The organism is Niastella sp. (genome assembly GCF_045805085.1).
Taxonomy (GTDB): domain Bacteria; phylum Bacteroidota; class Bacteroidia; order Chitinophagales; family Chitinophagaceae; genus Niastella.
Genome location: NZ_JBJMLX010000332.1, coordinates 1 through 12,907, shown reverse-complemented (window position 1 = coordinate 12,907; position 12,907 = coordinate 1). Strand labels below are relative to the sequence as shown.

Here is a 12,907-nt window from a genome sequence, read left to right as displayed (position 1 = left end):
TTTTCAACCATTTGTTCTACCAGGGGCATGCTGCCGCTTTTTTCAGGCGAAATGTCATTGATGATATTCTTCATACAGTTCACCACAATATAATCGGGGGTGAAACGGCGGGAGATATAGCCGGGAAAAACCTCCTGGCCCATGTTGCTTTTGTATAAGGAGTAGTTATTGCCCATGTGCAGCTGCAACCCTACAGCCAGCGCATCGCGGGTGATCACATCGCTGTAGCCTTCCATGGGGCCAATGTAAGTGATGATTTGCGAGGGCGTTTTATAAGCGGGAAAATAATATTTTACAAACTGCAAACCCTTTTTTACATCATTTTCAATAGCACTGAAATCCTTGAAAACCTGGTCGGCCGAATCTTTAACCGGCTTGTAGTCGCCAATGAACTTTTTCAACAATGCCTGTTCCTGCAGGCTGGTATCGCTGAGGCCGGGCAGTTCCATGATGTTGTATAAAAAATCACCCAGGAAAAGCGGGTATTTGGGTCCCAGGTGCTCCATGGAGGTCATGATATGATTGGTATCTATGGCAAAGAAATCCTGTTCGAACCGCTTTACGGTAAGGTCAACTTTTATATTCGATACATTGGGAACGTCTTTGTCTTTACAGGAAAATAATCCGGCAATGACCAACAGTGCTAATCCGGTTCGTTTCATCTTGGAATGATTATTTTAACGCTTAACGCCAAAAGCTTAACGCAGAACGGCAAGTCCCTAGTATTCCGTCTTCCGCTTTCTGCGTCACCCGCCGTCCGCGTGTCGCTGAAGCTTTAGCGGAGGCGCAAGCTTTAGCGTAGGAGGGCCTTTAACATTTGGGCCTGCAATATAGCTCATATCGGGCTGTTGTATCTCTATTCACATTCGCGTAAATTTGTACGCAGAATGTAAAAGCGGGGTACCCGTTTTGTTAAACCCAACATATTCAAATGAAAATTGCCATTGCGCAACAGAATTATCATATAGGGAATTTTGAAGATAATACCCGCAAAATAATGGGGGCTATACAGTATGCCAAAAGCCGTAAAGCTGACCTGGTTATTTTTTCTGAGCTAAGTATCTGTGGTTATCCGCCCCGCGATTTCCTGGAATTCGACGACTTTATAAATGAATGTTATAAAGCTATTGATATTATAAAAGAACAGGCCGATACCATTGGGGTAATTATCGGCAGTCCGCAACGCAATCCATCAAAAGAAGGCAAAGACCTGTTTAATACCGCCTGGTTGCTGTACGATAAAAAAGTGGCCGGGGTAGCGCATAAAACCCTGTTGCCAAACTATGATGTGTTCGATGAGTACCGGTATTTTGAGCCGGGCTATGAATGGAATGTACTGGAGTTTAAAGGAAAGAAAATTGCGTTGACCGTTTGTGAAGATATCTGGAACCTGGGTGATAATCCATTATACCGGCAATGCCCCATGGATGTACTCATCACCCAGCAGCCCGATCTCATGATCAATATTTCTGCTTCCCCCTTCGATTATGACCACGACCAGGACAGGGAAGAGATTGTAAGGGCAAACGTGATAAAATATGGGCTGCCCATGTTTTACTGCAATGCCATTGGTTCGCAAACAGAGATCGTGTTCGATGGCGGCAGCCTGGTAATGGACGCCAACGGACAGATCGTAAAAGAAATGAAATATTTTGAAGAGGATTTTGCCATTGTGAACCTCGACGAGATTGAAGTGCAAAAGGCCAAGCGTAAACCAATGAAGGCCGTTCCCGAGTTTGATAAAGACATGCGCGTAGGTAAAGTGGAAGACCCCGATAAGATCATAGAATACCTCACCAGCGATGAAAACATCGGCCAGATAAAAGAGGCATTGATCCTGGGCATCAGGGATTATTTCCGCAAAATGGGTTTTACCAAAGCGATCCTGGGCAGCTCAGGTGGTATTGATAGTGCAGTAACTCAGGCGTTGGCTACCCGTGCCCTGGGTCGTGAAAATGTACGGGCCATTTTATTGCCTTCGCATTTCTCTACATCCCATTCGGTAGAAGATGCAGAACAGTTGAGCAAGAACCTTGGCAATCCCTATGATATTGTACCCATAAAAAATGTGTACGATTCACTGTTGCATACCCTGCAACCCGTCTTTGGCGACCTGCCATTCGGGTTGGCCGAAGAGAATTTACAAAGCCGTACCCGTGGTAATTTGTTAATGGGTATCAGCAATAAGTTCGGTTACATCTTATTGAACACTTCCAATAAAAGCGAACTCAGCACGGGGTATGGCACCTTGTATGGTGATATGGCCGGCGGGTTAAGTGTGTTAGGTGATGTATACAAAATGCAGGTATATGCACTGGCTAATTACCTCAATCGCAATGGGGAGATCATTCCGGAAAATATTATCACCAAACCACCGTCTGCCGAGCTGCGCCCCGATCAAAAAGACAGCGATAGCTTACCCGATTATGCAGTGTTGGATAAGGTATTGTATCAATACATTGAAAAGCGTAAAGGGCCCAAAGAGTTGATTGCAATGGGCATCGATGAAGCGCTCGTACGCCGCATTCTAAAACTGGTGAATACCAACGAATATAAGCGCAATCAGTTCTGCCCTATCATTCGAGTGAGTTGTAAAGCGTTTGGGGTAGGCCGTAGGTTGCCAATTGTAGGAAAGTACTTATCGTAAATAAAATGAAAAAAGGACTGTCGACACCCGGCAGTCCTTTTTTTATTTGGTATAATATAATTAATATCTTCTAAAGGTCGAGGTTATTGTAACTACAAAACCAGATACGTTAGTGATTTGTTCATAAACCAGGGTGCTTCTTGTAAGTGATCTTACAGTGAAGTCATTACCTGCAATTGTAAGAATATTACCATTTACTGACCAGTAGTCCGAACCAGCACCAGCAGGTACACATTGAGTACCGGCATCAACATATGTAGCAGTTAAGTCGCTTTTTAAAACAACCTGATCGTCCATTTCGCAAGGTTCATAATTATCACTTGTTACATCCTGCTCCACAGTACCAGCGGCTTTTGCTTTTACAGATATAATTGTATAAGTACCTACCAGGTTGTCTTTTGTAATTGCAAGTACATCATTGTTTTTTGTACAGGCACTAAACGTGGTAATAACTAATAAAACTAAAACAAGAAGTTTAGTAAATGTTCTATTCATAATGTATCGGATTTTTTAGGGTATATGAATTGGGCCGGAAAATAAACAGCATTTGCGCTGCTTTATTGTGTACTTGATGATTTTTTTATCTATGTTTTATATAGGTAAACCCCTATTATGGCAGGGCCACCTAATAAAAAAGCAAAAGCCCTCCCGACATGTCGGGAAGGCTTTAATCTTGTTTTAATTCGTTAAACTATTAGTGCTTTAGATATAGTTCAATAGTAATAGGACCAAAACCTGGAACCGTTGTGTCTTTCTGGATCCGTAACCTGGTAGTGGTCAGTTCAGCGACTTTGAAGGAACCCGTAAAGGCGCTGCCAAAAAGCGGATCAGGACTATACAGCGTTGCTCCATTGTCTTTAAACCACCATCTGAAGGCCGTTGTTTGCGGATCGCTTGCATTGCATTTGGTAGCGCCTGCATTCAATACGCCGGTGCTATCACTTTTGAAGGTAATGGTATTGTCTTTATCACAGGGTTGTACGGAGGAGCTGACAATGGCCGGGCCAACGGAGTCATACTTCCAGGTGGCGCTGGTTATTAACTGCATCTTTGTGTTAGAGTCATTAGAGTTATTATGGTCTTTTTTGCAGGCATAGAGGATAAAACCAATTGAAAGCAGTGCGAATACATATTTTTTCATCTTAACAGTTTTAGATTTAAATAGCCGGTTCTCAAAATTGGGTAATTACGGCCACTAATATGAGCAAATTTTATTCCTTTTCCGTTGATTTATGAGCAGCCAGTTCGTAAATTACTGCAACTACAAATTAGCCAGTTTATTGTATGTTGTCAAACATGTTTATTTTTATTGATTTTAGTGTTGTTTTTACAAGTTGGCAAGCACTTTGCAAAGGCATTGACGTATTTTCATAACTGATTATCAATCATTCATACTAAACCCCGTATATGCTATTAACAGCAGATGATATCCGGCAGCTCAATGAAAAAATACAGTACCAGAGCGCTTTTATCGACCGGCTCCGCGACGAAACAGCCAGGGTTATTATTGGGCAGCATCATATGCTCGACAGGCTGATGATAGGTCTGTTAAGCAACGGGCACGTTTTGTTGGAAGGGGTACCGGGTTTGGCTAAGACCCTCACCATTAAATCGCTGGCACAGGCGATCAAAGCCAAATTCAGCCGTATTCAGTTCACCCCCGATCTGTTACCGGCCGACGTAATTGGTACGATGATCTATCATCAGCAAAAAAATGAATTTATAGTACGTAAGGGGCCTATTTTCGCCAACTTCGTACTGGCCGATGAAATTAACCGCGCCCCGGCAAAAGTGCAAAGCGCCTTGTTGGAAGCGATGCAGGAACGCCAGGTAACAATTGGCGATACCACACATAAACTGGATGAACCCTTTCTTGTACTGGCCACACAAAACCCGTTGGAGCAGGAAGGTACCTATCCGTTACCGGAAGCCCAGCAGGACCGGTTTATTATGAAAGTAATTGTTGATTATCCCACCAAAGAAGAAGAACAGATCATCATCCGCCAGAACCTCCAGGGAGAAAAAGGGCCTCAGGTGAGCCAGGTAGTGTCGATGCAGGAAATAAAAGAAGCAAAGGACCTTGCCCGCCAGATCTACATGGATGAAAAAGTTGAGAATTATATCCTCGATATAGTATTTGCCACCCGCTTTCCCGATAAATACAAACTGGAAAAATTAAAACCACTGATCGCTTATGGTGGATCGCCCCGCGCCAGCATTAACCTGGCACTGGCCGCCAAAGCACATGCATTCCTCAACAAGCGTGGATTTGTTATTCCTGAAGATGTGCGCAGTATTTCAAAAGATGTATTGCGCCATCGTCTTGGTTTAACCTACGAAGCCGAAGCAGAGAATGTAAATGTTGAGAATATAATTGACGACGTTTTACGTGTAATACAAGTACCATAAAAAGGCACCCTATTCCCTATTATGCTAACTACAGCCGAAATAATAAAAAAGGTTCGTGAGCTGGAGATCAAAAGCAAAAAGCTCACCCGGCATTTGTTTACGGGCGAGTACCACAGTGCTTTTAAGGGCCGGGGTATGTTGTTTAAAGAAGTACGCGAATACCAGGCAGGCGACGATATCCGGTTTATTGACTGGAACGTAAGCGCCCGCTTTAACCACCCGTTCAGCAAGGTCTTTGAAGAAGAACGCGAACTGTCGGTAATACTGCTGGTTGATGTAAGCGCCAGCTCCCTGTTTGGCACTACGCATGCCCGCAAAAAAGATCTTATAACCGAGGTGGCCGCCATAATGGCGTTCTCCGCCATCAGTAATAACGATAAGGTAGGCGTACTGTTCTTTAGCGATGTGATCGAGAAATTCATTCCCCCAAAAAAGGGAAGAGACCATGTGCTCTACATCGTTCGCGAACTGTTAACGGCGGAGCCAAAGAACAAAGGCACCCGTATAGGCCATGCTTTGCAGCGGTTGAATAACACCGTTCGGCAAAGCAGCATCGTTTTCTTATTAAGCGATTTCCTGGATAATGATTTTGAAGATGGATTGAAGGTAGCCGGTAAAAAGCATGATGTGATAGGCATAAAAGTGTATGATAAAATGGATATGCAATTACCCGATGCCGGTTTAATGGAAATTGAAGATGCCGAAAACGGGGCCCGCAGCTGGATAGATACCAGTGATTACCTGGTTCGCCAACAATACGAAGCCGCTTTCTTTAATCATACAAACTATTGTAAAAACATCTTTGTGCGGGCTGGTTGCGAACTCCTGCATATACGCACCGGTGAAGATTATGTAAAAGTGCTGCAGAAATTCTTTGTCGGGCGTAACCGGTAATTATGAAAAACCCTATTCTCAATATTATCCTTATTGGTTGTTTACTCACCAGTCCGGTTTATATGATGGGCCAGGTACTGGCCCGGGCATCGGTAAACCGCGATCAAATTCTTATTGGGGAACCCATTAAACTAACCTTTGAAGTACGAATTCCGCTGGGACAATCTTACAGCTGGTTTAACCTGGATACCATTCCTCATTTCGACATCATTGCAAAAGGCAAAACCGATACTACCGATAATATCGATGGTAAACAATTTCACCAGGAGCTCACCATCACCAGCTTTGACTCAGGCACCGTTGTACTACCACCACTGATCTTACAGGTAAATGGAAAATCATATGCTACCGATTCTATTCCTATTGAGGTGAGTTACGCGCAACTGGATATTTCAAAAGATTACCGCGATATAAAAGAAATTGAGGAAGTGCCCAAGCCTAAATGGATGGATTGGATTCCCTGGATGCTTGGCATATTTACTTTAATTGCTATTGGCGTTATTGTTTACCTCTTACGAAAACCAAAGAAAGCGGCGCCTGTTGCACAGCAGCCCCAGCCAAAATTAGGCCCTTATGAGGAAGCCTTACAGGCGCTGGAAGAATTGCGCAAACAGGGGCTGCAGAATGGCGAAATAAAAACGTATTACAGCCGGTTGAACGATATTCTGCGCGTGTTTATGTTCCGTAAAATGAAAGTGGCTACGCTGGAAAAAACAAATACAGAGTTGATTGGCCAGCTGCGTCAGACGCCAATGGATAAAGAAAGTTTCAATCAGCTGGTACAAGCTTTACAGATCGCAGATTTTGTAAAATTTGCGAAGTATCAGCCAGATGAAAAAGATAATGAAAGAAATTTTGCCGTAATTGAAACGGCTATCAAAACACTAAACAATATTTCCTGACCCTTGCTGTACAATTGGTTTGAACATATAACATTTGCATATCCTGAAGTATTCGGATTATTTGTACTGATACCGGCTATGCTATACTGGTACCTGAACAAGTATGATCGCAAACAGGGGGCGCTGAAAGTATCGTCACTGGCGGTTATTCGTAAAAGCAGTTCCTGGAAAAGTACTTTTCGGCATGCGCCATTTGTGATCCGCCTGCTGGCCGTGTGCTGTATCATTATGGCTATGGCCCGTCCGCAAACCCGTAATGATGAGGAATTGAAGAACGGACAGGGGATAGACATTATACTTTGCCTGGATGTGAGCGGTAGTATGCTGGCGCAGGATTTTTTACCCGACAGGCTTGAAGCATCCAAAAATATGGCGGCAGCCTTTGTAGATATGCGCCCCACCGACCGCATTGGGGTGGTTATTTTCTCCGGTGAAAGTTTTACCCTGGTGCCATTAACCACCGATAAGACAGTTTTAAAAACCCAGATCTTTAACATCAATCGCGGACTGCTGGAAGATGGTACTGCTATAGGCGATGGCCTGGGCGTAAGTGTTGACCGGTTAAAAAGCGTAAAAACAAAATCGAAGGTGATCATTCTGCTCACCGATGGGGAAGACCAGGGCGGCCGTATTGATCCCCTGGCTGGTAAAGAACTGGCAAAGGCCTACGGCATTCGGGTATATACTATTGGAGTGGGGTCTGAAGGGTATGCACCCGTGCCTACGGCAGATGGCACCCGGCAGCAAAAAGTGAACATTGATGAAAATCTGTTGCGGATGATTGCTACCGAAACCGGTGGTTTGTATTTTAGGGCAAGGGATAATGAAAGTTTGAAAAATATCTATTTAGAAATAGACAAGCTTGAAAAATCACGCATAGAAGTTACTTCATTGAAACGGTATACCGAGCGATTTTTTCCCTTTGCATTTGCCGCCGCAGCCTTAATGTTCCTGGAAATATTCCTGCGATATACTTTATTTAAGAAATTTCCGTGACATTTATGCTCCAATGAAAGCAATCGTATACCGGTCAACCGGCAGTTGGTACAATATAAAAACAGAAACGGGCAAGGCGATGAGTGCCCGCATTAAAGGGGTTTTCAAAATTGACAATATTACCTCCACCAACCCCATTGCCGTGGGTGATGAAGTGATGATTGATATAGAAAGCGAATCGGCCAATACGGCTATCATTACTGAAATTCTTCCCCGGCGTAATTACATAAACCGGCAATCGCCCGCGCATAAAAAGCACCATCATATTGTGGCTGCCAATATCGATCAGTCGGTATTGTTTGCCACCCTCAGGGACCCGAAAACTTCACAGGGTTTTATTGACCGTTTTCTGGTAACCAGCGAAGCTTACCATGTGCCGGCCATTGTGGTGTTCAACAAAGCCGATCTGTACAAAAGCAAAGAGCAGGAAAGATATGCCATGCTTAAGGAGATGTACGCGGTTATAGGCTACCGTACAGTATTGATGTCGGTTAAAACCAATGAAGGCGTTGATGAATTAAAGAGCGTACTGGAAAATAAAATAACCCTCATGAGCGGTCACTCCGGCGTGGGGAAATCTTCTTTTATCAATACCATTTTTCCCGAGCTTAAATTAAAAACACAGGACGTAAGCGGCTGGAGCGGCAAGGGTATGCACACTACTACATTTGCAGAAATGTTCGACCTGCCCGCACCAACCGGTGGCCGGGTTATAGATACGCCGGGTATGCGCGAATTTGGTTTGGTTGATATTTCCCGGCAGGAACTCTCTCATTATTATCCTGAAATGGCCCGCGTGCTCAACGACTGCCAGTTCAATAATTGTTTACACATAAATGAACCGGGCTGCGCGGTAAAAGACGGGGTTGTCAATGGAACCATTCATGAAGAGCGCTATGTAAGCTACTACAACATACTGGAGTCAATTGACGAGAAAAACTATTAAATATCGAATGTCGAATGTCAAAAAACATTCGCCTTCGTTACATCTTTGGATAGTTGGAAATTAAAGAGGAAGGATATTGGAGAAGGTATTCAACATTCGTTATTCAGCATTGATAAACTTCCTGGCTTTGTTAACCAGTAGTTTTGTTTCAAGAAATTTGGCCACTTCAATGACAGCGTCATTGTCCTTGCGGGCAGCTTCCCTAGATTTGTAGGGATAAATTGAAATGCCGGTGTAAATGTTGTAATACAGTGAAAGTAGATGTCCCCTGTACGTAAAGTTCCAGGTGAGCGTATCGAAATCGTCCTGCTTGTTGGTGAACCGGATCTTGAGTTCATCCAATAAAATATTGGCGACCTCATAAAAGCGCTTCAATCCGCAGTCATCATCGATAATGGCTTCAGTGCAGCCAAGATCTGTGCGTAGAGTCAGGCTCATAAAGTACGGTTTAGATTATGAAAAGGTTGAACCGGGGTTCAACCGGGTATTCAGGGACTACGCTTTGAACTTTCTGGCTTTAGGCACTTTTTCTCCACTCAGGATCCGTTCAGCTCCTACGTTTTTGCCATTACTGGGGCAACCAGTTTTGCGGCTGCACGAACTTCCACCTAAAACATAGGCTACTACAATTGCTAAAAACAGAAAAATTCTAATTGATTTCATATACTGCTTTTCTTAGGATAAAACGCTCTTAAATTTAGGAATATTATGCCACAATTGCAATAGGTAGAACCAATTATTCGGTTACCTGATCACGGAACCAATCGGCATATTTTATATAATTGTTGGCAATACGGTCAATTTCGCCATGAACCTGGGTAATTACAATGTCTTTCACCTTTTTTGCAGGTACGCCCGCAAAAATAGTTCCCGGCGGAACAATGGTTTCTTCCAGCACCACGGCGCCGGCTGCAATAATGGAATTGCTGCCAATATGTGCCCGGTCCATGATAATGGCGCCCATACCTATCAGTACGTTATCGTCAACCGTACAGCCATGTACAATGGCGTTATGCCCGATTGACACATTGTTGCCAATAATTGTTTGGGTGCGTTTATAGGTACAGTGAATAATGGCCCCGTCCTGCACATTTACTTTATTTCCCATACGAATGGCGTTTACATCGCCTCGTACCACTGCATTGAACCAAACACTGCAGTCATCGCCCATTTCAACATTGCCAACGATGGTAGCATTAGGAGCAATAAATATATTACTTCCAAATTTGGGGTAAACCCCTTCAACGTGTAAGATTACTGGCATAGTAGTTAGGTTTTAAAGAGTCTGAGCAACAAATATCCTAATAATTCGCATGCAAGTCGTGAAAAGTAAAAACGGCCAATGACATTATGGGAACCGAAATTCCCCCTTTAGGGGGTTAGGGGTATCTTTGCCGGGATTATGAATAAACGCGAATTATTTCTCCGGCACGTAGCCCAAACTTCCCCCGCTCCGTTGGCGCTGGAGATCGTGAAAGCAAAGGGAAGCACATTGGTTGATGCTGCCGGCAAAAAATACCTTGACCTCATTGCCGGTATCAGTGTGTGCAATGTTGGCCACCGGCATCCAAAGGTGGTAAAAGCCATCAAAAAACAGGTTGACGACTATATGCACCTGTTGGTATATGGCGAAATGATTGAAACACCCCAGGTGCAATATGCCAAATGGCTAACCGATTATTTGCCGCCCTCGCTGAATTCGGTATATTTTACCAATTCCGGGGCGGAAGCCACCGAAGGGGCTATGAAACTGGCCAAACGGGTCACCAACCGCACGCAGATCATTGCCTTCAATAAAAGCTACCACGGTTCAACCCAGGGCGCTTTAAGCATTATGGGCGACGAATACTGGCGCAATGCCTTCAGGCCCCTGTTACCTGATGTATTGCACCTGGAGTACGACGTTTTTGAATCGCTGAACGAAATAACTACCCAAACAGCCTGCGTGTTTGCCGAAACCATTCAGGCCGAACGCGGGGTGGTGGCGCCCTCCCCCCAATGGATGGCGGCCCTGGAAAAGAAATGTAAGGAAACCGGCACTTTATTGGTACTGGATGAAATCCAGGCCGGCTTTGGCCGAACCGGAACCCTGTGGGGGTTTGAACAGTTTAACGTGGTGCCCGATATTGTTTTAATGGGAAAGGCCCTGGGCGGCGGCATGCCCCTGGGTGCTTTTGTGGCCGATAAAAAGCTCATGGAGGCTTTTACCGAAAACCCGGTTTTGGGCCATATTACCACCTTTGGCGGCCACCCGGTTTGCTGTGCAGCCGGACTGGCGGCATTAAAAGTGCTGTTGAAGGAAGAAATAGTAGGGCAGGTAGCCCATAAAGCGGCGTTGTTTGTTGAAATGTTGCAACACCCGTTAATTAAAAAGGTACGGGCCAACGGGCTGCTGATCGCCGTTGAATTTGAAAGTTTCGATATAAATAAAAGAGTGATCGATGGCTGTTTGCAGCAGGGCATTCTGACCGACTGGTTCCTGTTTGCCCCTGAATGTATGCGGGTTGCCCCGCCGCTTACCATTTCGGCCAAAGAAATAAAAAAGGCTGTCAGAACGATCCTGCAGGTGCTGGATGCGGTGCAATAGCCGGTTTTTTGATTGTTAATAAGCAGGCAATTAGGTATATATCAATTATATACCTTTAAATTTGCGCAGTTGTTTGATATAGGTGGGGATGGATTGATCTTTATTTCATCACTTCAAAAATAGTTTATGCGTAAAATTGGTCTTATTCCTTTTCTGTTTTTAGGCATGGTTGCTTGTAACGATAGCGGTTCAAAAACAGGAGAAACTGCTACTGATACTACTGCAGCTGCCTCTGCTTCTATGGATACTACACACAAAGCGACTGATACTGTTGCTTCAGTACCAGCGGTGCCCGAAATTCCCGCCGGCGCCAAAGTATTTTTCAAGAACCTGAAAAATGGTCAGAAAATTAAATCTCCGTTTAAAGTACAAATGGGTGTATCAGGTATTGCACTGGATTCAGCCGGTGTTATAAAACCTGCTTCTGGGCACCACCATATTTTGATCGATAATGGTGATTCTCTGGCTTTGGGAACTGTTGTACCTAAAGATTCTACTCACCTGCATTTTGGTAATGCTCAAAAAGAAGCAGAACTGAAATTAACACCTGGTGAACACAAGCTTACGCTGCAGTATGCCGATGGTATCCATCGTTCATACGGTGGTAAACTGGCTTCATCAGTTACAGTAACTGTACAGTAATAACGTATACGTAAGAAATAATTTAGCCGGCAGCATTTTAAGCTGCCGGCTTTTTTATTATGGTATAAAAGATAAAAAAGGAGTACTCAATCGGTTGAGTAGATTAAATCCAATTTAAAGTGTCTTTTTTACACACAATCTGTGTTGCTGAATATGGTGTTTGGGATGACTTATTTGTTAAAATACTGCTGCTCGTCTAAAAAATTATTTATTTAAAAAACTGTATAATACTTTTGACGAAGTTAAACAAGGTCTATGCAATAGCTTTGAGGGCATGACCTGCGGGGCGATTTTCTAATCGCCCTTTTTTATTTATGTAGAATGGTCAATCTTTCCTGCGTTTCAGTTGATTAGAATCAATATGATAAATTTTTTTCATTTCTTTTTAGTACCAACCTGTCGTTTTACTGTTTTAATTAGTGATAGTCCGTTACTGATCCGGCAAATTGAAATTTCCCCTGAATTTCAATCGGGCATTAGCAAATTATCGTAGTTCTTTTTCTTTGTGAAGTATCGCAAATTACACTTTACCAGGAGCCGTTTCTACGGCACCTGTTTTTTTAATCCTGTGCGCCTTGAGCGTAGTCGAAGGATCGAAGAACAATCACCTCTAAATAAAAAAATCCCGACCGAAGTCGGGATCATTATTATTATTTCTTAGCTGTATTTATACTCACCATTTACTACTCACAACTCACCATTAGAATTGCAGTCTGAAACTTCCAAACACGCCAAAACGTTGAGAGGCTGCTTCGGGCAGGGGTTGAGGTAATACCCGCCACACAAAATCAAACCGCAACACTTTAAAGATATTATCTACACCAGTACCAATTTCCATGTATGTTTTTCCATCCAGTGATTGAAAGGTATATGTAGAGCCGGCA

General features: G+C 43.7%; 15 protein-coding genes. 8 read left to right on the top strand and 7 right to left on the bottom strand.

Going from position 1 to position 12,907, the window contains the following annotated elements; all coding sequences use genetic code 11:
• Nucleotides 1-662: hypothetical protein (locus tag ACJ751_RS17550; RefSeq protein WP_407746822.1), on the bottom strand; the 662-nt coding region annotated here is incomplete at its 3' end.
• Nucleotides 663-931: 269 nt separating this feature from the next.
• Between ACJ751_RS17550 and ACJ751_RS17545 the strand changes: the two genes are divergently transcribed.
• The gene (locus tag ACJ751_RS17545; protein WP_407746821.1) at nucleotides 932-2,647 is read left to right on the top strand and encodes an NAD+ synthase; all 1,716 of its coding nucleotides are present in this window, start codon (nucleotides 932-934) and stop codon (nucleotides 2,645-2,647) included.
• A 60-nt stretch (nucleotides 2,648-2,707) separates the two neighbouring features.
• Here ACJ751_RS17545 and ACJ751_RS17540 read toward each other — a convergent pair whose 3' ends face one another.
• Nucleotides 2,708-3,142, bottom strand: coding sequence for a lipocalin family protein (locus ACJ751_RS17540; RefSeq protein WP_407746820.1), 435 nt, complete (start codon nucleotides 3,140-3,142; stop codon nucleotides 2,708-2,710).
• Between the two features lie 199 nt (nucleotides 3,143-3,341).
• The gene (locus ACJ751_RS17535) at nucleotides 3,342-3,788 is read right to left on the bottom strand and encodes a hypothetical protein (RefSeq protein ID WP_407746819.1); all 447 of its coding nucleotides are present in this window, start codon (nucleotides 3,786-3,788) and stop codon (nucleotides 3,342-3,344) included.
• A gap of 308 nt (nucleotides 3,789-4,096) precedes the next feature.
• Between ACJ751_RS17535 and ACJ751_RS17530 the strand changes: the two genes are divergently transcribed.
• Genes ACJ751_RS17530 through rsgA form a run of 5 tightly spaced genes read left to right on the top strand, consistent with a single transcriptional unit; the run spans nucleotide 4,097 to nucleotide 8,794 of the window.
• Nucleotides 4,097-5,056: an AAA family ATPase gene (locus tag ACJ751_RS17530; protein ID WP_407746823.1), complete on the top strand. Its 960-nt coding sequence runs from the start codon at nucleotides 4,097-4,099 to the stop codon at nucleotides 5,054-5,056.
• 21 nt (nucleotides 5,057-5,077) lie between these two features.
• The gene (locus ACJ751_RS17525; RefSeq protein WP_407746818.1) at nucleotides 5,078-5,950 is read left to right on the top strand and encodes a DUF58 domain-containing protein; all 873 of its coding nucleotides are present in this window, start codon (nucleotides 5,078-5,080) and stop codon (nucleotides 5,948-5,950) included.
• A gap of 2 nt (nucleotides 5,951-5,952) precedes the next feature.
• Nucleotides 5,953-6,852 carry a BatD family protein gene (locus ACJ751_RS17520; protein WP_407746817.1) on the top strand — a complete coding sequence of 300 codons (900 nt, stop codon included), beginning with the start codon at nucleotides 5,953-5,955 and terminating at the stop codon, nucleotides 6,850-6,852.
• 3 nt (nucleotides 6,853-6,855) lie between these two features.
• The gene (locus ACJ751_RS17515; RefSeq protein WP_407746816.1) at nucleotides 6,856-7,848 is read left to right on the top strand and encodes a vWA domain-containing protein; all 993 of its coding nucleotides are present in this window, start codon (nucleotides 6,856-6,858) and stop codon (nucleotides 7,846-7,848) included.
• A gap of 13 nt (nucleotides 7,849-7,861) precedes the next feature.
• Nucleotides 7,862-8,794, top strand: a complete 933-nt coding sequence (gene rsgA, locus ACJ751_RS17510) for a ribosome small subunit-dependent GTPase A (RefSeq protein WP_407746815.1) — start codon at nucleotides 7,862-7,864, stop codon at nucleotides 8,792-8,794.
• Between the two features lie 99 nt (nucleotides 8,795-8,893).
• Here rsgA and ACJ751_RS17505 read toward each other — a convergent pair whose 3' ends face one another.
• From ACJ751_RS17505 to ACJ751_RS17495, 3 genes are all read right to left on the bottom strand, one after another.
• A complete protein-coding gene (locus ACJ751_RS17505) occupies nucleotides 8,894-9,232 on the bottom strand; it encodes a DUF3630 family protein (RefSeq protein ID WP_407746814.1) in 339 nt (112 codons plus the stop codon).
• Between the two features lie 57 nt (nucleotides 9,233-9,289).
• A complete protein-coding gene (locus ACJ751_RS17500) occupies nucleotides 9,290-9,457 on the bottom strand; it encodes a hypothetical protein (RefSeq protein ID WP_165758958.1) in 168 nt (55 codons plus the stop codon).
• Between the two features lie 73 nt (nucleotides 9,458-9,530).
• Entirely contained in the window at nucleotides 9,531-10,058 is a 528-nt protein-coding gene (locus tag ACJ751_RS17495; protein ID WP_407746813.1) for a gamma carbonic anhydrase family protein, read from the bottom strand.
• A gap of 138 nt (nucleotides 10,059-10,196) precedes the next feature.
• On the opposite strand from ACJ751_RS17495, the gene ACJ751_RS17490 reads away from it, so the two are divergent.
• Nucleotides 10,197-11,381 (top strand): aspartate aminotransferase family protein, encoded by a 1,185-nt coding sequence (locus ACJ751_RS17490; RefSeq protein WP_407746812.1) that lies wholly within the window; start codon nucleotides 10,197-10,199, stop codon nucleotides 11,379-11,381.
• Between the two features lie 126 nt (nucleotides 11,382-11,507).
• Entirely contained in the window at nucleotides 11,508-12,023 is a 516-nt protein-coding gene (locus tag ACJ751_RS17485; protein WP_407746811.1) for a DUF4399 domain-containing protein, read from the top strand.
• Between the two features lie 700 nt (nucleotides 12,024-12,723).
• On the opposite strand, the gene ACJ751_RS17480 is transcribed toward ACJ751_RS17485, so the two are convergent.
• The coding region (locus tag ACJ751_RS17480; protein ID WP_407746810.1) for a hypothetical protein at nucleotides 12,724-12,907 on the bottom strand (184 nt) is incomplete at its 5' end.